General features: G+C 63.9%; 16 protein-coding genes and 1 pseudogene. 8 read left to right on the top strand and 9 right to left on the bottom strand.

Annotated features, from left to right (window positions below; genetic code table 11):
* Positions 1 to 86 precede the first annotated feature (86 nt).
* From ACJJVR_RS14085 to ACJJVR_RS14055, 7 genes are all read left to right on the top strand, one after another.
* A complete protein-coding gene (locus ACJJVR_RS14085; RefSeq protein WP_405405495.1) occupies positions 87 to 1,412 on the top strand; it encodes an aspartate aminotransferase family protein in 1,326 nt (441 codons plus the stop codon).
* A gap of 65 nt (positions 1,413 to 1,477) precedes the next feature.
* Positions 1,478 to 2,743 carry a Zn-dependent hydrolase gene (locus tag ACJJVR_RS14080; RefSeq protein WP_405405494.1) on the top strand — a complete coding sequence of 422 codons (1,266 nt, stop codon included), beginning with the start codon at positions 1,478 to 1,480 and terminating at the stop codon, positions 2,741 to 2,743.
* A gap of 66 nt (positions 2,744 to 2,809) precedes the next feature.
* Positions 2,810 to 4,261 carry a dihydropyrimidinase gene (hydA, locus tag ACJJVR_RS14075; RefSeq protein ID WP_405405492.1) on the top strand — a complete coding sequence of 484 codons (1,452 nt, stop codon included), beginning with the start codon at positions 2,810 to 2,812 and terminating at the stop codon, positions 4,259 to 4,261.
* 1 nt (position 4,262) lies between these two features.
* Positions 4,263 to 5,036 carry an ABC transporter ATP-binding protein gene (locus ACJJVR_RS14070; protein ID WP_405405491.1) on the top strand — a complete coding sequence of 258 codons (774 nt, stop codon included), beginning with the start codon at positions 4,263 to 4,265 and terminating at the stop codon, positions 5,034 to 5,036.
* Entirely contained in the window at positions 5,029 to 5,898 is an 870-nt protein-coding gene (locus ACJJVR_RS14065; protein ID WP_405405490.1) for an ABC transporter permease, read from the top strand. The genes ACJJVR_RS14070 and ACJJVR_RS14065 overlap by 8 nt, the downstream gene beginning before the upstream one ends.
* Positions 5,895 to 6,728 (top strand): ABC transporter permease, encoded by an 834-nt coding sequence (locus ACJJVR_RS14060; protein WP_405405489.1) that lies wholly within the window; start codon positions 5,895 to 5,897, stop codon positions 6,726 to 6,728. The genes ACJJVR_RS14065 and ACJJVR_RS14060 overlap by 4 nt, the downstream gene beginning before the upstream one ends.
* Positions 6,729 to 6,776: 48 nt before the next feature.
* Positions 6,777 to 7,760: an ABC transporter substrate-binding protein gene (locus tag ACJJVR_RS14055; protein WP_405405488.1), complete on the top strand. Its 984-nt coding sequence runs from the start codon at positions 6,777 to 6,779 to the stop codon at positions 7,758 to 7,760.
* Positions 7,761 to 7,793: 33 nt separating this feature from the next.
* Here the strand turns inward: ACJJVR_RS14055 and ACJJVR_RS14050 are convergent, their stop codons facing one another.
* The 8 genes and pseudogenes from ACJJVR_RS14050 to ACJJVR_RS14015 form a co-directional block, all read right to left on the bottom strand.
* Positions 7,794 to 10,910: an efflux RND transporter permease subunit gene (locus ACJJVR_RS14050; RefSeq protein ID WP_405405486.1), complete on the bottom strand. Its 3,117-nt coding sequence runs from the start codon at positions 10,908 to 10,910 to the stop codon at positions 7,794 to 7,796.
* A complete protein-coding gene (locus ACJJVR_RS14045) occupies positions 10,907 to 12,049 on the bottom strand; it encodes an efflux RND transporter periplasmic adaptor subunit (protein WP_405405485.1) in 1,143 nt (380 codons plus the stop codon). The genes ACJJVR_RS14050 and ACJJVR_RS14045 overlap by 4 nt, the downstream gene beginning before the upstream one ends.
* A gap of 1,379 nt (positions 12,050 to 13,428) precedes the next feature.
* Positions 13,429 to 14,089, bottom strand: a pseudogene (locus ACJJVR_RS14040) (transposase); the annotation flags it as partial.
* On the bottom strand, positions 14,086 to 14,397 hold the full coding sequence (locus ACJJVR_RS14035) for a DUF3644 domain-containing protein (RefSeq protein ID WP_405405484.1): 312 nt from the start codon (positions 14,395 to 14,397) through the stop codon (positions 14,086 to 14,088). The gene ACJJVR_RS14035 and the pseudogene ACJJVR_RS14040, both read right to left, overlap by 4 nt.
* 487 nt (positions 14,398 to 14,884) lie before the next feature.
* Positions 14,885 to 17,149, bottom strand: a complete 2,265-nt coding sequence (locus tag ACJJVR_RS14030) for an adenosylcobalamin-dependent ribonucleoside-diphosphate reductase (RefSeq protein WP_405405483.1) — start codon at positions 17,147 to 17,149, stop codon at positions 14,885 to 14,887.
* A 94-nt stretch (positions 17,150 to 17,243) separates the two neighbouring features.
* Positions 17,244 to 18,077, bottom strand: a complete 834-nt coding sequence (locus ACJJVR_RS14025; protein WP_405405482.1) for a lysophospholipid acyltransferase family protein — start codon at positions 18,075 to 18,077, stop codon at positions 17,244 to 17,246.
* A complete protein-coding gene (locus ACJJVR_RS14020) occupies positions 18,074 to 18,799 on the bottom strand; it encodes a GNAT family N-acetyltransferase (RefSeq protein ID WP_405406453.1) in 726 nt (241 codons plus the stop codon). Before ACJJVR_RS14020 ends, ACJJVR_RS14025 begins: the two co-directional genes overlap by 4 nt.
* 195 nt (positions 18,800 to 18,994) lie before the next feature.
* Positions 18,995 to 19,174, bottom strand: coding sequence for a DUF3553 domain-containing protein (locus tag ACJJVR_RS14015; RefSeq protein ID WP_405405481.1), 180 nt, complete (start codon positions 19,172 to 19,174; stop codon positions 18,995 to 18,997).
* A 42-nt stretch (positions 19,175 to 19,216) separates the two neighbouring features.
* Between ACJJVR_RS14015 and ACJJVR_RS14010 the strand changes: the two genes are divergently transcribed.
* On the top strand, positions 19,217 to 19,840 hold the full coding sequence (locus tag ACJJVR_RS14010) for a histidine phosphotransferase family protein (RefSeq protein ID WP_405405480.1): 624 nt from the start codon (positions 19,217 to 19,219) through the stop codon (positions 19,838 to 19,840).
* A 393-nt stretch (positions 19,841 to 20,233) separates the two neighbouring features.
* Here ACJJVR_RS14010 and ACJJVR_RS14005 read toward each other — a convergent pair whose 3' ends face one another.
* Positions 20,234 to 20,386 (bottom strand): hypothetical protein, encoded by a 153-nt coding sequence (locus ACJJVR_RS14005; protein ID WP_405405479.1) that lies wholly within the window; start codon positions 20,384 to 20,386, stop codon positions 20,234 to 20,236.
* Between the last annotated feature and the right edge of the window lie 68 nt (positions 20,387 to 20,454).

Genomic DNA, 20,454 nt, shown 5'->3' with positions numbered 1-20,454 from the left:
CCGATTTGTCAGGACGCTTGACTGCCCCCCGGCCCGTGCTAGCCTGATCCTGACCGTTTGGTCAATAATCCGTGAGGACAATCTCCATGCCGCTCGACCGCAAGCCCGCCCCGAATGACCTGCGCGCCTTTTGGATGCCTTATACCGCAAACCGCCAGTTCAAGTCGGCACCGCGGATGCTGGTCGCGTCCAAGGACATGCATTATACATCCGCGGACGGTCGACAGGTGCTGGACGGAACCGCGGGACTGTGGTGCTGCAACGCTGGCCATTGCCGCCCCCGCATCACCGAAGCCGTGCAGGCGCAGGTCGCGGAACTGGACTATGCCCCGGCATTCCAGATGGGCCACCCGCTGGCGTTTGAACTGGCGAACCGCATCGTCGACATCGCGCCCGACGGAATGGACCATGTGTTCTATACCAATTCGGGCAGCGAGGCGGTCGATACCGCGCTGAAGATCGCGCTGGCCTATCACCGCGCGCGGGGCGATGCGGCCCGGACCCGCCTGATCGGACGTGAGCGTGGTTATCACGGCGTCGGCTTTGGCGGGATTTCCGTGGGCGGCATCGTGAACAACCGCCGACAGTTCGGGACCCTGCTTGCGGGCGTCGATCACATGCCCCACACCCATCTGCCCGAGAACGTCTTTACCAAGGGGCAGCCCGAACACGGCGCGAACCTGGCCGACGAGTTGGAGCGCATCGTCGCCCTGCATGGCGCCGAAACGATCGCCGCCGTGATCGTCGAGCCGATGGCCGGTTCGACAGGCGTGCTGATGCCGCCCAAGGGGTATCTGGAACGGCTGCGCGCGATCACGAAAAAACACGGCATCCTGCTGATCTTTGACGAGGTGATCACCGGGTTCGGTCGTCTTGGCAGCCCCTTTGCGGCCCAGCATTTCGGCGTGACGCCGGACATGATCTGCTGTGCCAAGGGTCTGACCAACGGCGTGATCCCGATGGGTGCCGTGCTGGCGACCGCGCAGATTTACGATGCGTTCATGCAGGGGCCGGAGCATATCATCGAGCTGTTCCACGGATATACCTATTCCGGCAACCCGATCAGCTGCGCCGCGGCCATCGCCACGCTGGACACCTATGCCGAGGAAGGCCTGCTGACGCGGGCCGCATCGTTGGAGACCTACTGGCAGGAGGCGATCCACGGACTGCGCGATCATCCGAACGTGGTCGACATCCGCAACATGGGCCTGATCGGTGCGGTCGAACTGGCCCCGATCGACGGTCAGCCAGGCAAGCGCGCCTTTGACATCTTCGTGCGCGCGTTCGAGGCCGGCATCCTGATCCGCGTGACCGGCGACATCATCGCGATGTCGCCACCCCTGATCATCAGCGAGGCGCAGATCGATCATCTGATCGGCACGCTTGGCGAGGTGCTGAAGACCGCCGCCTAGGCGGCCGAAGACCCATCCAGCCGACCCCGCGACAGAACGGGGCGGCCCGACAGGAAGGACTGCAAATGAGCGACGCAAGTGGCGTGGTAGTGGCTGCGAACATGACGGTTGATGGCGACCGGTTGTGGGACAGCTTGGACCAGATGGCGCAGATCGGCCCCGGCATTGCCGGTGGCAGCAACCGTCAGACCCTGACCGATGCCGATGCCGAGGGCCGCGCGCTGTTTCAGCGCTGGTGCGAGGATGCAGGGATGTCGATGGCCGTGGACCGAATGGGCAACATGTTCATGCACCATCAGGGGACAGACCCTGATCTAGACCCCGTCTATATCGGCAGTCATCTGGACACGCAGCCGACCGGCGGGCGCTATGATGGCGTGCTGGGCGTACTGGCGGGGCTGGAGGTCATCCGCTCGATCCGTGATCTGGGGATCAGGACACGGCGCTCGATCGTTGTGACGAACTGGACCAACGAAGAAGGCGCGCGTTTCGCACCTGCCATGCTGGCGTCGGGCGTGTTCGCAGGAGTACTGACCGAAGATTACGCCAACAGCCGCCAGGACGCCGATGGAAAACGGTTTGGCGACGAGCTGGACCGCATCGGCTGGCGCGGCACCGAGGCGCCGGGCGACCGCAAGATCCATGCGATGTTCGAATTGCACATCGAACAGGGTCCCATTCTGGAGGCCGAGGGCAAGCAGATTGGCGTCGTGACCCACGGCCAGGGGCTGTGGTGGCTGCAGGTGACGTTGACCGGCAAGGATGCACATACCGGCAGCACGCCGATGGCCATGCGTGTGAACGCAGGCCTGGGCATGGCACGGATCATCGAGGCGGTGCATCGCATCGCGATGGATCATCAGCCCGATGCCGTCGGTGCCGTGGGTCAGGCGAACCTGTACCCGAACAGTCGCAACGTCATACCCGGCAAGGCGGTGTTCTGTATCGACTTCAGGTCACCGGATCTGGGGAAGTTGACATCGATGCGGTCGAGATTAGAGGCAGAAGCCACTACGATCGCAGGGGAATTGGGGCTGGACATCGAGATAGAGCCTGTCGGTCATTTCGACCCGGTGACGTTCGATGCAGATCTGGTCTGCACAGTCCGCGGGGCCGCCGAGAGGCTGGGCCTTAGCCATATGGATATCGTGTCGGGTGCGGGGCATGACGCCTGCTGGATCGCCAAGGTCGCGCCGACGGTGATGATCATGTGCCCCTGCGAAGGCGGACTGAGCCACAACGAGGCAGAGGCGATCACGCCGGACTGGGCACGCGCGGGATGCGACGTCCTGCTGCACGCCGTGTTGGACGCGGCCGAAATCGTTGGTTGATGCGGAGACGGCCCGGGGGAGCACCCCCGGACCTGATGGTATTGAACGCAAAAGAAGAGGGATGCCATGAGCACGGTGATCAGGGGCGGAACAATCGTCACGGCGGACCTGACCTATCAGGGGGACGTGCTGATCGAGGGCGGTCGGATCGCGGCGATCGGCCAGGGATTGGTGGGCGACACTGTATTGGATGCGGGCGGCTGCTTCATCATGCCCGGCGGAATCGATCCGCACACGCATCTGGAAATGCCGTTCATGGGGACCTATTCGGCCGATGATTTCGAGAGCGGTACGCGGGCGGCCCTGGCGGGGGGAACCACGATGGTTGTGGACTTTGCGCTGCCCTCCCCCGGTCAGGGGCTGCTGGATGCGCTGCAGATGTGGGACAACAAATCGGGTCGCGCGCATTGCGATTACAGCTATCACATGGCGGTCACATGGTGGGGTCAGCAGGTATTCGAAGAGATGCAGGCGGTTGTCGACCGGGGCATCACCAGCTTCAAGCACTTCATGGCCTACAAAGGCGCGCTGATGGTGAACGACGACGAGTTGTTCGCGTCGTTCCGGCGGGTCGGCGATCTGGGCGGCGTTGCGATGGTGCATGCCGAGAACGGCGATGTGGTGGCCGAACTGTCGGCGCGGCTGTTGGCCGAGGGGAACACTGGCCCCGAGGCGCATGCCTATTCCCGCCCGCCGCAGGTCGAGGGCGAGGCCACCAACCGCGCCATCATGGTGGCCGACATGGCAGGCGTGCCACTGTACGTGGTCCATGTCAGCTGCGAAGACAGCCATGAGGCGATCCGCCGGGCGCGTGCCGCAGGCAAGCGGGTCTGGGGAGAGCCATTGATCCAGCACTTGACGCTGGACGAATCCGAATATTTCAACGCGGATTGGGACCATGCCGCCCGTCGTGTCATGTCGCCGCCGTTCCGAAACAAGCTGCATCAGGACAGCCTGTGGGCAGGGTTGCAATCGGGCAGCCTGTCGGTCGTGGCGACAGATCATTGCGCCTTTACCACGGACCAGAAACGGACCGGGATCGGTGATTTCACAAAGATCCCGAACGGTACGGGGGGCCTGGAGGACCGGATGCCGATGCTGTGGACGCATGGGGTCGTTACGGGTCGTCTGACACCGAACGAATTCGTCGCCGCTACATCGACCAACATCGCCAAGATCCTTGGGATGTATCCGAAAAAGGGCGCGGTCCTGGTCGGCAGCGACGCGGATCTGGTGGTCTGGGACCCGGAGGCGACCAAGACCATCACCGCAAGTGCGCAGCAATCCGCCATCGATTACAACGTGTTCGAGGGAAAAACCGTCAAGGGCCTGCCACGGTTCACGCTGACCCGCGGCGTCGTTGCCGTGACCGAGGGCAAAGTCGACAGCCGCGAGGGGCATGGCGAGTTCGTGGCCCGCGAACCGCGCGGCCAGGTCAACCGCGCCCTGTCCGCCTGGAAAGACCTGACATCCCCTCGCCCGGTGCAGCGCGGCGGCATTCCCGCAAGCGGGGTGTGAGTTGAGCGTTATCGAGGCAAGCGGCGTCAGCCTGACGTTCCAGACTGCCGACGGGCCGGTCCACGCCCTCAAGGATGTGGACCTGTCCATCGCGCCCGGCGAATTCGTCAGTTTCATCGGGCCGTCCGGCTGTGGCAAGACGACGTTCCTGCGCAGCATCGCCGCGTTGGAGACGCCCACGGGCGGCACGTTGCGCATCAACGGCATGGAGCCGGACGCCGCCCGTCGGGCGCGCGCCTATGGCTATGTCTTTCAGGCGCCGGGGCTGTATCCATGGCGGACGATTTCGGGGAACATCTCGCTTCCGCTTGAGATCATGGGATTCTCCAAGGCAGACCGTACGGAACGCATTGCCCGGGTCATGGATCTGGTCCAGCTGTCCGGCTTTGGCGGCAAGTTTCCGTGGCAGCTGTCGGGCGGCATGCAGCAGCGCGCCAGCATCGCCCGCGCGTTGGCCTTTGATGCCGACATCCTATTGATGGACGAACCCTTTGGCGCCCTGGACGAGATCGTGCGTGACCACCTGAACGAGGCGTTGCTGTCGTTGTGGCGCAAGACCGGCAAGACGATCGGCTTTGTCACCCATTCCATCCCCGAGGCGGTTTACCTGTCGACCAAGATCGTCGTCATGTCTCCGCGTCCGGGCCGGATCACGCGGGTCATCAACAGCACCTTGCCCCCGGACCGCCCGCTGGACATCCGCGACACGCCCGAATTCATCGCTCTGGCCCATGAGGTCCGCGAAGGCCTTCGCGACGGGCACGGCCATGACTAGGGGCCGGATCGTTCCTGTCCTGACAGTGCTGATGGCCATCGTCGCCATCTGGTACCTTGCCGCGATCCGAATGAACGCCCAATGGGAATATGATCAGGCCGCCCGCGCCGACGTCACGCTGACCCTGCCCGACATTGTCGCGCGCAGCCTGGTCCAGGACCGCCCCGTGCTGCCCGCCCCCCATCAGGTCGCCGTCGGATTATGGGAGGGCGTGGCCGGACAGGCCATCACCTCGCGCCGCAGTCTGGTGTGGCATGCCTGGGTCACGCTGTCGGCGACTTTGGCGGGGTTTGCCATTGGCATAGGCGCGGGCATTCTGCTTGCGGTCGGCATCGTGCACAGCCGCAGCATGGAACAGTCCGTGATGCCTTGGGCGGTGGCCAGCCAGACCGTACCGATCCTGGCGATCGCGCCGATGGTGATCGTTGTCCTGTCCAGCATGGGCGTCACCGGCCTGCTGCCCAAGGCGCTTATCGCCGCGTGGCTGTCGTTCTTTCCGGTACTGGTCGGCATGGTCAAGGGCCTGCGCACCCCTGATGCGATGCAGCTTGACCAGATGCGCAGCTGGAGCGCCGGCCGCGCCCAGGTGTTCTGGCGGCTGCGGTTGCCATCGTCGCTGCCCTATCTGTTCGCCAGCCTCAAGGTCGCGATCGCTGCGGCGCTGGTCGGCACCATCGTCGGCGAACTGCCCGCCGGGGCGACAGCCGGACTGGGCGCGCGCCTGCTGTCGGGCAGCTATTACGGCCAGACGGTTCAGATCTGGTCGGCGCTGTTCGTTGCCGCCCTGCTGGCCGCCGGGCTGGTGGCACTGGTCGGCGTCATGGAACGGCGCACCCTGTCCCGCATGGGGTTGGCCCGATGAGCGCGCTGCCCATCATTGGCGTCTGGTTGGGCGGTTGGGCCCTGAACATCTGGCTGTCGCGGTTCGACACCCGCACGACGCGCATGCTGGTCGCCATCATTTTTGGCGCGACCGTGATCCTGCTGTGGGAGATGATCGTCCGCGCCTATCAGGTGCCGACCGTGATCCTGCCCGCCCCAAGCCTGATTGCGACCAGTTTCGCCGCTAATACCGGGATCCTGTGGACCGACTTTGTCCAGACCATCGTCAAGGGCGCCGTCACCGGCTGGCTGATGGGGGCCGTGGCGGCGGTGCTGACCGCCATCGCCATCGACCGCAGCCCATTTCTGCAACGCGGCTTGCTGCCGATCGGAAACTTTGTCGCGGCCCTGCCGATTGTCGGCATCGCACCGATCCTGGTCATGTGGTTCGGTTTCGACTGGCATTCCAAGGCCGCGGTGGTCGTGGTCATGGTGTTCTTTCCAATCCTGGTGAACATGGTCGCGGGGCTGCGCGCCACCGACGCGATGCAGCGCGACCTGATGGCCAGCTGGGCCGCCCCCTATGGCGCATCGCTGTGGAAGCTGCGCCTGCCAGCGGCGATGCCGTTCCTGTTCAACGGATTGAAGATCACAACCACACTGGCCCTGATCGGCGCGATCGTTGCCGAATTTTTCGGCAGCCCGACGCGCGGCATGGGGTTCCGCATCTCGACCGCGGTGGGACGTCTGGACCTGCCGCTGGTCTGGGCCGAGATTGTCGTAGCGGCGCTTGCGGGGACGCTGTTCTATGGACTTGTCGCGCTGATCGAAAAGAAGGTGACGTTCTGGCACCCATCACAGCGCAACTAACCGGGGCCCTATCCAAATCTGGGCCCCCACCAACAGGAGAGACGGGAAATGACACGACTGATGACCGGGGCAGCGACCCTTGCGTTGATAGCAGGTGGGGCGCAGGCGGGCGATCTGACGCTGCAGCTGAAATGGGTCACGCAGGCCCAATTCGCGGGCTATTACGTCGCGCAGGAACAGGGTTTCTATGAGGAAGAGGGCGTCAACCTGACGATTCTGCCCGGCGGCCCCGACATCGCGCCGACCCAGGTTCTGGCGGGTGGCGGAGCGGACGTGATCGTCGAGTGGATGCCCGCGGCCCTTGCCGCGCGCGAAAAGGGCCTGCCGATGGTGAACATCGCGCAGCCGTTCAAGGCCTCGGGCATGATGCTGACCTGCCTGAACGAAAGCGGGATCACCGATCCGGCGACCGATTTCGCGGGCAAGACACTGGGTGTCTGGTTCGCGGGGAACGAATATCCGTTCCTGTCCTGGATGAACACGCTTGGCCTGTCCACCGAAGGGGGAACGGACGGCGTGACGGTCCTGAAGCAGGGCTTCAACGTCGATCCGCTGCTGCAGAAACAGGCGGCCTGCATCAGCACCATGACCTATAACGAATACTGGCAGGTGATCGACGCCGGTATCGCCGAGGACGATCTGGTGACCTTCAAGTATGAGGATCAGGGCGTAGCCACGCTGGAGGACGGCCTGTACGTGCTGGAAGAGACGCTGGAGGACAGCGAGAAGGTCACCGATCTGGTAGCATTCGTGCGCGCCAGCATGCGTGGTTGGCAATATGCGGCCGAGAACCCCGAGGAGGCCGCCCAGATCGTTCTGGACAACGACGAGACCGGCGCCCAGACCCTGGAACACCAGACCCGCATGATGACCGAGATCGCCAAGCTGCTGGAAGGGTCGGACGGCACCCTGGACGAGGCCGATTACCAGCGCACCGTCGACATCCTACTGGCGGGCGGTTCCGATCCGGTGATCCAGGCCGCGCCCGAAGGGGCATGGGTGTCGACCATCACCGACCGCGCCTTCGACTGACCGACCTTCGGGCCGCCCCATCCGGGCGGCCCGTCAGCCCTGTTCGGCGGGTTTTACAGCGGCGCGCCTGGCCTGCCTGCGGTCGCGCCTGCGCCCGTCCCACGCCAGCAGCGTTGGCGTCAGGATCAGCGTGACGGCGGTGGCCACGACCAGACCGCCCGCGATGCCGGTCGACAACTGAATCCAGAACTGTCCGGACGGTGCGCCCAGAAACAGGTCGCGGCCGGTGAAATCGATGGTCATACCTAGTACCATCGGCACCAATCCAATGACCGTCGTGCCCGCCGTCAGCATCACCGGGCGCACACGTTCGGACGCGGCACGCCGCGCCGCGCGGTCGGGATCGTCGCCGCCCCCGCGATATTCATTGTAGGCGTCGATCAGCACGATGTTGTTGTTCACCACCACCCCGGCCAATGCCATGATGCCGATGCCGCTCATCACGATGGAAAACGCCTCCTGCCGGATCATCAGACCCAGGAACACCCCCGAAATGGAGAAGACGATCGCGGTAAGCACCAGCAACGCCTGAAAAAAGCTGTTCATCTGGATCAGCAGGATCGTGAACATCAGAAAGATGGCCGCGGCAAAGGCACCCGTCAGAAAGGTCATCGCCTCCTGTTGGTCCTCGATCTCGCCACCAAAGGCGATCTCGACGTCGTCGGGCAGATCGGCCTGGTCGATGCTGGCCTGAATGCGCGCCAGTTCAGCCTGCAGGGTCGCGCCTGGGGCCAGGTCCGCGGTCAGGGTCTGCGTCTCGCGTGCGCCGATGCGGGTGATGGCCGATGGCGCGGGCGCCGGGATCATCTGCACCATGTTCGAAATAGGCACCTGTGCGCCCGACGGTCCCGCAACCCGCAGCGACGACAGGTTTTCCAGGTTGCGCTGGTCCGACGGATAACGGAGCGCAATGTCGACCTCGTCATCGGCGAAATCGGGCAGATAGGTGCCCAGATTCACCCCCGTTGTCAGCAGTTGCACGGCCGTTCCGATGGTATCCATGTCGATGCCGAAACGTGCCGACTCCTCACGGTCCACCTGCAGCCGGATTTCGGGGTTCGGGCGGGGCGTGTCGTTGGCGATGTCCACGAACCGGCCCCGCGCCTGCATCAGCTGTTCGATCCTGGCCGATGCCTGTTGCAGCACCGGGCGGCTGGCGGCGGATATCTCGATCTGAACGGGGCGTGTGGCACCGGGTCCGGATGCCGCGGCCTCGATCTGGATGCCCAGACCCGGCACCTCGGCGGTGGCGACGCGCAGTTGTTCGATCACTTCGGTCGATGGCGCACGGGTGCGCCAGTCGGTGAACTCGACCTGGATCTGGCCGATCACGTCGCTGGACAGGCTGGACCGAACGCGTTCCTCGACGCTGCCGATGGTGCGGGAATACACGCGTTCGATGCCGTCGAACCCCAGCACGCGGGCCTCGATCAGGCGCACCAGACGGTCGCTTTCCTGCACCGACAGGTTGCCGTTGGCGGTGATCTGGACCTGCGCGCGTTCGGCGTCGGTTTCGGGAAAGAACTCGACCCCGCGGTTCAGGTGCGAATAGGCATAGAGGATCACCAGCACGGACAGGATCGACAGGCCAAGCGTGGCGCCGGGCCGCGCGATGGTCCAGATCGACAGCCGCGCCATGGCACCCGACGTGTCGTCGGCATCGGGTTCGAGCGGCAACGCCCGCCCCCCGCCCAGAACGCCGCCCGCCACGGGGACAAAGACCAGCGCCATGACCAGCGACATCAGCAGCGTGGCGATCATCGTCGCGGGCAGATAAAACATGAACTGTCCCGCCAATCCGGGCCAGAACAGCAGCGGAAAGAACACCGCCAGCGTGGTCGCCGTGGACGCGATGATGGGCCAGGCCATGCGCTGTGCCGCCATCAGATAGGCCTCGGCCTTGCCGTGGCCCTTGGCGATCAGGCGTTCGCCCATCTCGACCACGACGATGGCGCCGTCGACCAGCATGCCCACCACTAGAATCAGCGCGAACAGCACAATTACGTTCAGCGTAAAGCCCAGCCCCCAGATGATCAGGATGCCGCCCAGGAACGCCCCCGGAATGGCCACCGCCACCAACAGCGACGCGCGCAGGCCCAGAAACAGCACCGTCACCAGCATCACCAGCATGACGGCGGCGATCACGTTGTTCTGCAGGTCCGACAGCAGGGTGCGCATTTCCTCGGACTGGTCGTTCATGAAGACGACGCCGACCTGATCGGGCCAGTCGGCGCGGGTCTGGGCCACCACGTCGCGGACGGCCTCGACGGTGTCGATGACGTTCGCACCAACGGTCTTGCGCACGTCGATGGCCAGTGCGGGCTGCCCGTCGATGCGGGCGAAACTGATCGGATCCTTGAAGGTCTGGCGGACCTCGGCCACGTCCTGAACGCGCAGCACGGTCGCGCCGTCGACCAGCACCGGGATCGACATGATCTCATCCAGGCGAACGACGGTGCCGGGGATCGACACGCCGATGCGGCCCGCCCCGGTGTCGAACGACCCTGCCGCGATCAGCTGGTTGTTGGCCTGGATCGCCTGCGAGAGCTGCCCCGGAGAGATGCCATAGGTTTCCAGCGCCAGTGGATCGATCAGGATCTCCAGCTGATCCTCGCGTTCACCGGTCAGGTCGGCCTGCAGGACGCCGGTCACCGTCTCGATCTCGTCGCTAAGATCGCGGCCAAGGCGGATCAGTTCGCGTTCGGGGACGGGGCCGGACAGCGCAACCGTCAGGATCGGAAACAACCCCATGTCGATCTCGCGCACGAAGGGGCCGTCGGCCTCGGGCGGGATGTCGGGGCCCGCATCGTCGACGGCGTCCTTGACCGATTGCAGGGCCTCGGCCTGATCAAAGCCGGGGCGGAATTCCAGCGTGACCGAGGCAAAGCCCTCGCTGGCCACGGTTTCCATCCGGCGCAGGCCGTCCAGCGCGTTCACCTGCCGTTCGATCGGTTCGGCCAGCAGGGTGGCGGCATCCTCGGCGCTGACACCGCTATAGGTGACGTTTACGATGAAGATCGGGATGTCGACTGCCGGCATCGATTCCTTGGGAATCGTGACGTAGGCTATGAACCCCGCCAGCAGCAGGCCGATCATAACCATCATCACCGTGCGGGCGCGGGAAAAGCCCGCGGCGATGATCCCGTTCATGGCCCTGCCGCGCCGTCCGCGGTGCCCAGCAGGGCGGCCGCATCGGTCGCCCCCTCGCCCACCACGCCGCGATATGCGTCGGGCGTGTCGCTGATGCGGGCCTGCTGCCCATCGCTCAGGGCACCCTGAGAGATGGTGACGACCCGCGCGCGATCCTGCAGCCCGGTGACCCAGATCGCCTCGGCGCGGGCCTGCACGATCTGGACCGGCGCGAAACGCAGGGTGCGGTCGTCGTCCCCGACCACGAACACCCCGATCCGCCCGGCATCGTCCAGCCGGATCAGCGCGGGCGACAGGCGATGCGCCTGCACCCCGTCCATTGCCAGCGATATCTGGGCGCTGAGGCCCGCGGGGACGGCATTGCCGGGGTTCGGCACCTCGACCTCGACCCGAAAGGTCCGCGTCTCGGCCGTGGCCACCGGCGCGATGAAGCGAACGCGACCCTCAGCCTCGCGCCCGCCCTGAAAGACGACCCGTGCGGTCTGTCCAAGCGAAACCGAGGTGATCTCGGACTGGCGGACCTCGATCTGGGCAATCAGGGGGTCGTTGCGCACAATTTCCAGTACCTCGCCGCCCGCGTCGACAAAACTGCCCAGCTCGGCCATGACATTGCTGACCGTGCCGCCGATCGGCGCGGTCAGGCGGGTGTTCTGCAACTCCAACTGCGCGGCGCGCAATTCGGCCCGCGCCGATTCCAGCTGCGCGAACCGCGATTGCAGTTCGGCCTCGGACGTCACGCCGCGTTCGCGCAATTGCCGGGCGGCGTCATAATCGCGCTCCGCCGATCCCACCGCGGCCTGCGCGCGCGCCACGCCCGCCTCGCGGTCGTCGGCGGACAACAGGGCCAACTGGTCGCCCTGTTCGGCAACATGGCCCTGTCGAACCACCTCTTCGACGATGCCCGCGGTGCGTGCCCGCAAGACAGAGGTCTGGTCAGGCACGACGTTGCCGAACAACACCGTGCGTGGCACGATTTCCTCGGCGACAGAGATGCTGGCGGCGACATGGGGAACCGCCACCTCGACCGGGGCGACCTCTTCGGGGGGTTGGCGGTTCAACATGCCGCCTCCGATCCAAAAGGCCAGAAAACCAAGGATCGCCAGAAAGGCCAACGTCGAAGAGGACAGATACCGCATCATCGCCAATCCATGTCAGGGGCCGGACCGCGACATGGCGCCGGGCGGTCATCCTGTTCTAGATGGTTTCTGGCGGCGCATAGGTCAACCGCCGTAACAACTACGCCCTGCGTCAAGGCGTCCGGGTGCATCGGCGCCCACCCGGCGGCGCGTCACGGGTGACAGTGTAACAGACGCGTTGCTGCAACGATAACTGTCAAACAGGCCATCCGCGCGGATCGTTCCCCTTCTGACCGTTTCAGCGGCTAAGGGGCCAGCAGTAGCAATGCAATGGCCTGCCTGTCACAGACCCTTTCCTGAACAGCCGCCGGATGCGCGTCAACCGACACCACCAACGGCAGTGACGGAAATAGCGACATGCTGCACGACATAGTTGGGCCCACCGCATTGTGGCCAGCACAGGGGATCGAAGACCTGGCGGCGCACCGGCCGCCGCGGCACAAAACACGGCGTCAGAGCCGTTCAGCATTGGCCACGTTCCGGCGGCTTGTTGCATCGTTGCGGACACGGCGGACATGTCGTGACTGTGCCGACCATCACGATGCGCGTCGGACACGCGCGCCCGTTTGACATGCACATGCGATCAGACTGTCGTCAGTCCAATGCGGGCGACAGGAACGAGCCCTGCCTGACCGGAAAGACAGGTTAGCAAATTGGACAAAAGGCCCATATTCAAGATACAAGTATCGGAGCCAGTACCATGTTTCGCCTGTCATTCTGCGCCGTTTTGGCGCTGTCCGCCTGCACGCCACCTAGCGACCCTTGTGCCAACCTCTGCATGAGTGCGTTTGTCGAGTACGAACCCGGCTATGAACCCTGAACTTTCCTTTATCTGAGCGATGCCAATCAAGTGTCTGTCTTTTGGACAGGAAAGGCGTATCATTCACACCCCGTCGGTCCCCGGCGGCTATTGGAGAGAAAAACATGGCCAAGGGCATGGACAAACGCAAACGCGATGAGAAAAAGCCGAAGAAGGAAAAGCCCAAGACGAACGCCTCGGCCCCCAGCACCAAGGACGTCGTATCGGCTGCCGTCGCGGCCAAAAACAAATAGCGCGATTCAAAGGTGGCAAAACGCGACTGCACCTGTTCCCGGGGGCGGTGGATCCCGCCCCTGCTGCATCGCACATGCCACGAACGGTGTTGCGTTTGTAACGATCACGGCTGTTTGTCGGTCACAGCGATAACGGGTAAATTGCAACTGGTGCGATCGCGGACAGGGAATGCTTAGCGCGTCTGTCGCACCACCATGCGACGCGGCTCCGATCCATCAGCGAACCGGACAAAGTTGCTCCTTCTATATAGCCGCTTGTCGTTGTTCTTTGTTTTCGTGCGCGATCTGGAACCGGAGATACAGGCCCTAGGCATTGTTGCAGAACTCAGCCTTAGTATGTCGTTGCGGGCGCGGGCGGCAGGGTAGTCATCTTTCCAGAGGCTTCCGTTCCTGCGGTTGGGTCTGACGGATGTGCCGCCGCGATCTACGACGGCGGTGTGACAGCGTCGGGTGTCAAAAGCAATGTCGCCGGTCACCGTGCCGGCCTGTTCATCGGCCGAGATCTGGTCCAGCAAATCCGGCAGCACGGGGCTGACACCATCACGGCTTAAGGTGAATTCCACCGCAAAGATATCTCAGGTGGCTGTGTACTTCGCCAGATGGACCTTGCGGTATCGGCGTCTGAGAGGCATTCCATGCTTGCGCGCCAGCCGTTCTCCGTCGCCGAGAAACATGATCCTGGAGCTGTCGACCAATAGGTTCAGCGGTCCATGTTCGCGGAACCGGCCAGTCGAGCCCTGCCATTCCCAGAATGCTGCCCACCATCCCTGTTGTTTGCCGAAGCGGCAGCCCGAAGAGCACTTTCACCACCGGGCAGAACTGGATTGCGGCATCGGACAACACAGGCGAGTGGCCGGGACACCCCGCCTTGGCGGCCAACCACGCTATGTCCTTATCCAGCCAGATCAGCAGCGACCCCCGCCGCCTCAGGGCTTCGATGTGGGATTTCCAGTTCATCGTGCGGTAGCGGGCAGCCTCACGTCTACTTATGCCGTGACGCTTACCCTGCCACCCCGCCAGCCCGCCAGCGTGCCTGCCGCGGCGGGCTGAAGTTCTGCAACAACGCCGATGCCTTCCCTCCTGAACCAGGCATGCAGAAAGTATGTCCGCGCGATGACATTGGCCACAGGGAACATATCGCCGCAAAAGGTCATTCCCACAGCGTTTAAGGTCTGGATGGCGGCAATCATCGCTTCATGCGCCTTAATTAGCAGCTCGTCACCTAGGACACTGAGCCGGGTCCAGATCCGGCCATGACGCCAGATAGCGCTCCAACTCCGAAGCCAACGCAGGATCAACCGATCGCCCTGCCTGACCCTTCCTGATCTGTCCGATCAGCCGATGATTGATCGACAGGGTGGTCCGGGAGAAGTGGACAAGGACATCCTGGTCGATGGAGAATTTGCCTTCGCGACGAAGCATGGGCCTGACCAGAGCCACCTCCCAATCGTCATGGCCACGCCCCTACCTGCGTGGTGGCTTCGTCTTGCGACGGTCTGGGTCTTGCCTCACCAATCCCGCCTCCCAACTAGTTTGCATAAGTCGATATGTGGCAGGAGGCGGAGTCCCCAAATCCCGCTCAGATCGCGCCTCCGGAATTCAGGTAAGCCAAGATCTTGGTCTGATCCGATTGGACTAGGAAAATGACACGAGGCGGCCTGGCGGGCCGCCTCGTGTCATTTCAGCGCCTCTGCTCGGTGGAGAACTTATGCCTTGGAAAAGGACAAGTTACAGGCGGGACAGGAAAACTTTTGCTGTCGGTGTACAGATGCAAGCGGCATCAGGTTACCCGCATTTGGAATGACCACAGCTGGGGCAGGTCATGCAACCCTCGACCATGCGCATCCCGTACTGGCCACAGCTGGAACAGGCGGGGCCACGTGGCGCTTCGCCGACTGCCATGACCTCGGCCTGCGGGTCGGATTTCAGGCCCAGCCCCTCGCCTGCCAGAAAGCCCGTCTCGATCAGGTGACGCTCGATCACGCCGCCGATGGCCGCCAGGATCGAGGGGACATAACGCCCCTGCATCCAAGCCCCGCCGCGCGGATCGAACACCGCCTTAAGCTCCTCGACAACAAAGCTGACATCACCGCCGCGGCGGAACACGGCCGAAACCATCCGCGTCAGCGCGACCGTCCAGGCGTAATGCTCCATGTTCTTGGAGTTGATGAAGATCTCGAACGGGCGGCGGTGGTTGCCGTGGATGATGTCGTTGATGGTGATATAGATCGCGTGTTCCGACCCCGGCCATTTCAGCTTGTAGGTCGCGCCCTCCAGGGCTGCGGGACGGTCCAGCGGCTCGGTCAGATAGACCACGTCGGCGCCCTTGTCGGCCTCGGGGGCCTTTTCGGTCGTCTCGCTGACGGACAGCACCGACCCGGTCACGTCGTTCGGACGATAGGTGGTGCAGCCCTTGCAGCCTAGATCCCAGGCCGCCATGTAGACGTCCTTGAAATCCTCGAACCCGATATCCTCGGGGCAGTTGATGGTCTTGGAGATCGAGCTGTCGACCCATTCCTGCGCCGCCGCCTGCATGGCGACGTGGTCCTTGGGCGCCAGCGTCTGCGCGTTCACAAAGTAATCCGGCAGCGCGGCATCGCTTTTGAGGTCACGCCACATCTGGACGGCGTAATCGACAACCTCCTCCTCGGTGCGCGATCCGTCCTTCTGCAGCACCTTGCGCTTGTAGGCATAGGCAAAAACCGGCTCGATGCCCGACGATACGTTGCCCGCATAGAGGCTGATCGTGCCGGTCGGCGCGATCGAGGTCAGCAGCGCGTTGCGGATGCCATGCTTGGCGATCGCGTCGCGAACGTCGGCGTCCATCTTGGACATGAAGCCCGATGCCAGGTATTTCTTGGCGTCGAACAGCGGAAACGCGCCCTTTTCCTTGGCCAGATCGACCGATGCCAGATAGGCCGACCGCGCGATGGCCTTCATCCAGACGCGGGTCTGCGCGACCGCATCGTCCGCGCCATAGCGCAGGCCCAACATCAGCAGCGCGTCGGCCAGGCCGGTCACGCCCAGACCGATGCGGCGCTTGTTGCGCGCCTCATCGGCCTGCGCGTCCAGCGGGAATTTCGACGCGTCGACGACGTTGTCCATCATCCGCACGGCGGTCCGGACCAGATCGTCCAGACCTTCGGGGTCCAGTTCTGCGGCATCGGTGAACGGGTTCGTCACCAGCCGCGCCAGATTGATCGACCCCAGCAGGCAGGCACCATAGGGCGGCAGAGGCTGTTCGCCGCAAGGGTTGGTCGCCGCGATCGTCTCGACATAGGACAGGTTGTTGGCCTTGTTGATCCGGTCGATGAAGATCACGCCCGGCTCGGCGAAATCATAGGTCGCCTTCATGATCCGGTTCCACAGGTCCAGCGCCTGAACGGTGCTGTAGACCCGGCCCTCGAATTTCAGATCCCACGGCGCGTCGGCGCGGACGGCGTCCATGAAATCATCGGTGATCAGCACCGACAGGTTGAACATGCGCAGACGGGCGCTGTCTTGTTTCGCCACGATGAACTGTTCCACGTCCGGGTGGTCGCAGCGCATCGTTGCCATCATCGCGCCGCGGCGCGAACCCGCCGACATGATCGTGCGGCACATCGCGTCCCAGACGTCCATGAACGACAGCGGACCCGACGCATCCGCCGCCACGCCCTTGACCACCGCGCCCCGCGGGCGGATCGTGCTGAAGTCATAGCCGATGCCGCCGCCCTGCTGCATGGTCAGCGCGGCCTCCTTCAACATGTCAAAGATGCCGCCCATGCTGTCGGGGATGGTGCCCATGACGAAACAGTTGAACAGCGTGACCGACCGCCCCGTGCCGGCGCCCGCCAGAATACGGCCCGCTGGCAGGTACTTGAAGTCCTCCAGCGCGGAATAGAACTTGTCTTCCCACTTGGCCGGGTCGCTTTCGACGCGTGCCAGATCGCGCGCGACGCGACGCCAGCTATCCTCGACCGAACCGTCGACGGCCTGCCCCTCGGCATCCTTCATCCGGTATTTCATATCCCAGATTTGTTCGGCGATTGGGGCGGCAAAGCGAGTCATGCGCTCATTCCTTGGTGGTTTGTTCAGGTTTGGACACCAGATATAGCGCCAAGACGCGGCTGACAAGGTCTTGACAGCGATCGCGCGGACGCTTTCAGCCGGGTGTGGCCGATCTGCGGAAATCCGCGTCTATCGCAGAATAGCATGCCGCGGAAAGGGTCTTGCGGTCGCTTCCTGCAACGGGAATCGGCGGGTGCAGCCGAACGGTCACATGCCCGTGGCGTCTTGCCGCAAGTATCGACAGCAGGTGCGGCCCCAGATCCATGTCGGCCCACCAGCCATAGAATCGCGGGTCCTGCCCCGGCGGCGCATGATACATGGCGCTGACGGGCTGGATCGCCAGATCGGCAGGCAGGTTGTCGGCCAGAAACCCCTGGAACAGCGTTGCCTTGAACGGCAGCACCCGGCGACCGTCACTCGATGTCCCCTCGGGAAAGAACAACAGGCGGTGGCCTGCGCGGATGCGTTCGGCAAACTCCTGCGCCTGCGCGCGCGCGAGCTTCGGGTCGCGCGTCACGAAATGCGTGTCGGTCACGCGTGTCAGAATATTGATGCCGGGCCAGTGGGCGACCTCGGACTTGCTGACGAAAAAGACCGGCAGGGCGGCGTTCAGCGTCAGGATGTCCAGCCAGCTGGAGTGGTTGGCCACCACCGCGCCCGGACCGCGCAGGGGCAAACCCTTGCGCCGCCAGCGCAAACCGATACAAGCCAGCACCAGACGGCAGACGAGCTGGACATGCGGGCCGGTCCATGGACGGCGGCGACCGTGGACCAGTCGTTCGACCGCGCGCAGCGGCAGGATCAGCAGCACGCCGACAATCAACACAAAAACCGCAGGCACTCCACGACGGATGACGCGCAGCCATGCGCGCAGCCCCCGCGGTGGGGCTGGTATCGTCGGGTCGGCATCACGCCAGGTCGGGCTCATGCGGGTTGCCAGCGGCTTTCGTAGAACTGCTTGTGCTTGGCCGACATGGCGGCCGTATCCATCAACAGAAACACGTCGGTGGTGTTGAAGGCGCGGTCGATGAACGCCCCCTCGCCCACCAGACCGCCAAGGCGCAGATAGGCCTTGATCAACGCCGGCATGCCGACCATCGCCTCGCGCCGGTCCAGGCGATCGGGGGCGATCAGGTCCATCGTCTGGAACCCGTCAGCCCGCGCCCGGGGGCGCAACTCCGGCGGGGCCAGATGGTGGTGGTGCAACCACGACAGCGACGGTGCCAGCAGCGACGGGTCGGTGCCGTGAAAGCTGGCCACTCCGAACAGGATCTGGATGCCGTGATCCAGCACGTAATCCGCCAGCGCGTTCCACATCAGGAACATCGCCGCCCCACCCCGATGGTCCGGATCGACACAGGACCGCCCCAGCTCCAGCAGCGGCCGTCCATTGTCGCGCAGCGGGGTCAGGTCATATTCGCCATCGCAATAGAACCGGCCAAAACCGGCGGCAACGTCGCTGCGCAGCAGGCGATAGACGCCCACGACATGATCCAGCGCATCCGCGTCACGACGCGTGTCGATCAGGCACAAATGGTCGACGACAGGGTCGAATTCATCCTTTTCCAGCCGGGCGTCGTGATCGACCAGCGGACCGGTGCCACCAAGTTCCTCGATGAACACGCGATAGCGCAGGCGCTGCGCGGCCATCAGGTCGCGGGGCGTCGTGGCAAGGCGGATCTGGAAAAAGGCAGGGTCGGCGCGGTTCACGAATGGCCTCGATGCTTGAGATGCAGCCTGTCTAGGAAAGCCGCGTCAGCAATGCAACACATGCGCGCGACCCATCGAAGTTCCCCTTGCCAGACGCAACCAGTAGTTGCATCTTGTGCAAGCGAATTCAGGAATTTACATGTTGCCCATGCGTAGTATCAGCAACGTCACCCTGCGTCCGTCGATGACCTGCTTGCCGGCTTCGGTGAAATTCACGGTGATGCGGTCGCCGATCCGGGACTGGACCTGCCCCTGGCCCCATTCGGGTGCGCCGGGGTGACGCACGATCATGCCGGGTTCAAGGATGTCGTTCACCGCGAAAGCTCCATTTTTCTACTGTCTGGAAGGTAATCACACATGACGGTCGATACAACGCGGATCGCGGCGGGCGATCTGGCCGCATTGCTGGGGTCGCGGCTGTGCCATGATCTGGTGTCGCCCTTGGGTGCCATCGGCAACGGCGTCGAGCTTCTGGAAATGTCACCTGACTTTCCGGGGCTGGCCCAGTCCCCTGAACTGCGCCTGATCGCCGAGGCGGTCGGCGCTGCGCGCGCGCGCATTCAGGCCTATCGCATGGCGTTCGGCATGGCGCAGGGCGAGCAGCGCATCGGCATGGCCGAGCTGGCGCGATTGCTGGACGGCATGGCGGGCCAGGGTCGATTGACGATCACCTTGGACGCCGATGGAGATTTCTCGCGACCGCAGATCCGAATGCTGATCCTGGCGGTGATGTGCATGGAAAGCGCGATGCCTTGGGGCGGTCGGGTCATCGTGCTGCGTGACGGCCAGCGTTGGCGCCTGGTCGCGGAATGCGACCGCAGCAAGATCGACCCGGCTGTGTGGGGCTGGTTGGACGGAATTCAGTCGCGCCCACTGACCCCGTCCGAGGTTCATTTTGCCCTGTTGGCAGAGGCGTCGCGCGCCGAGAACTGCACCCTGCACCACGAATTCGACGATACCGGAGGCGAGATCGCGTTCTGACCCTGCACCGCATGGGCCGAAAAAAGATCAGCAATGACACTTTTGTGGCAGATGCGCGGGTCATATCCCAAACGTATTGAGGGTCGGGATGCGACCGGCCGGTGAACCAGCGCCCGGGGCAGTCGTCGATCATCTGCAACAGCCGACGTGGCTCACAATCTCGACCGTCGTGACACCGCCCCTCAGGTGCAGGTCGTATGGTGCGCACGTTATGCCACCACGGTGGAAAGGGCCGATCGTTGCGAAAACATGGTCGCCAAATACGCGAAACCACGGTCGGAAAATGCCGCGATCGGGTCCGTACATTTGATGTCAGATGAGTTTAGATAGCACTGGGTTTGGCGGCCGGTCTGCGCATGTTCGTTGCACCGTGTCTCTTGCGTTCAGACCGTTTCAGAACAGGACGACAGATAACCGAAAGTCCGTGACCGCCGCGTCGTCGCGGCTGGGCACCACTGCCATCACGCAAAGCGCAATAATGTCCGCGCGCATTACAGACGCCTGACGCAGCCGGGTCATGGTGGACACCACCAGACAGGCGATCACGGCACCAAAAGGTGCGTATTGGGGCAGGACGGGCGAATGTAACCGCGCATGACACTCAACCTTCGCCG

The organism is Paracoccus sp. Ld10, assembly GCF_045064235.1.
Classification (GTDB): Bacteria; Pseudomonadota; Alphaproteobacteria; order Rhodobacterales; family Rhodobacteraceae; genus Paracoccus.
This window is presented reverse-complemented; position numbering and strand designations above follow the sequence as displayed.

What these genes read in the sequence shown, in the direction of transcription:
- ACJJVR_RS14085 (WP_405405495.1), top strand. Translation starts at nt 87, where the DNA reads ATGCCGCTCGACCGCAAGCCCGCCCCGAATGACCTGCGCGCCTTTTGG.
- ACJJVR_RS14080 (WP_405405494.1), top strand. Translation starts at nt 1,478, where the DNA reads ATGAGCGACGCAAGTGGCGTGGTAGTGGCTGCGAACATGACGGTTGAT.
- hydA (WP_405405492.1), top strand. Translation starts at nt 2,810, where the DNA reads ATGAGCACGGTGATCAGGGGCGGAACAATCGTCACGGCGGACCTGACC.
- ACJJVR_RS14065 (WP_405405490.1), top strand. Translation starts at nt 5,029, where the DNA reads ATGACTAGGGGCCGGATCGTTCCTGTCCTGACAGTGCTGATGGCCATC.
- ACJJVR_RS14060 (WP_405405489.1), top strand. Translation starts at nt 5,895, where the DNA reads ATGAGCGCGCTGCCCATCATTGGCGTCTGGTTGGGCGGTTGGGCCCTG.
- ACJJVR_RS14055 (WP_405405488.1), top strand. Translation starts at nt 6,777, where the DNA reads ATGACACGACTGATGACCGGGGCAGCGACCCTTGCGTTGATAGCAGGT.
- ACJJVR_RS14050 (WP_405405486.1), bottom strand. Translation starts at nt 10,910, where the DNA reads ATGAACGGGATCATCGCCGCGGGCTTTTCCCGCGCCCGCACGGTGATG.
- ACJJVR_RS14045 (WP_405405485.1), bottom strand. Translation starts at nt 12,049, where the DNA reads ATGATGCGGTATCTGTCCTCTTCGACGTTGGCCTTTCTGGCGATCCTT.
- ACJJVR_RS14030 (WP_405405483.1), bottom strand. Translation starts at nt 17,149, where the DNA reads ATGACTCGCTTTGCCGCCCCAATCGCCGAACAAATCTGGGATATGAAA.
- ACJJVR_RS14025 (WP_405405482.1), bottom strand. Translation starts at nt 18,077, where the DNA reads ATGAGCCCGACCTGGCGTGATGCCGACCCGACGATACCAGCCCCACCG.
- ACJJVR_RS14020 (WP_405406453.1), bottom strand. Translation starts at nt 18,799, where the DNA reads ATGGCCGCGCAGCGCCTGCGCTATCGCGTGTTCATCGAGGAACTTGGT.
- ACJJVR_RS14010 (WP_405405480.1), top strand. Translation starts at nt 19,217, where the DNA reads ATGACGGTCGATACAACGCGGATCGCGGCGGGCGATCTGGCCGCATTG.